Source organism: Roseomonas sp. 18066 (genome assembly GCF_902706185.1).
Taxonomy (GTDB): Bacteria; Pseudomonadota; Alphaproteobacteria; order Acetobacterales; family Acetobacteraceae; genus Pseudoroseomonas.
Window position 1 is genome coordinate 1 of record NZ_CACSJM010000396.1, and the last position, 407, is coordinate 407.

Below are 407 nucleotides of genomic sequence, written 5' to 3' on the forward strand. Positions count from 1 at the left end.
AAGCTATAGCGCCCCTGGTAATCCGAATGGTTGCAGATGAAATCAGGCTTGAAGTCATCGAGGAACCCGTACGGGCCGTAGTCCATCGTCAGGCCGAGAATAGACATGTTATCGGTATTCATTACCCCATGCGCAAAGCCTACCGTTTGCCAGCTGGCGATAAGCGTCGCCGTTTTAGTGACAACGTCACGGAACCACAGAAAGTACTTATCCGCCTCTCCGTCGAGCTCGGGCCAGTGGTGACGAATCACGTAGTCGGCCAGCTGCTGCACCTTTTCCGCCTCCCGGCGATAGTAAAAGTGCTCAAAGTGGCCAAAGCGCACGTGGCTCTCAGCGATGCGCATCAGCATCGCTCCCTGCTCGACGGTTTCACGATACACCGGCGTGTCGCTGGTCACGATCGATAG

Annotated in this window: 1 protein-coding gene; it reads right to left on the reverse strand. The window is 55.8% G+C overall.

Annotated elements, in window-relative coordinates:
- Window positions 1-407 (reverse strand): protein adenylyltransferase SelO family protein (locus GVN67_RS29400; RefSeq protein ID WP_200845469.1); only part of this gene is annotated, 407 nt, incomplete at both ends.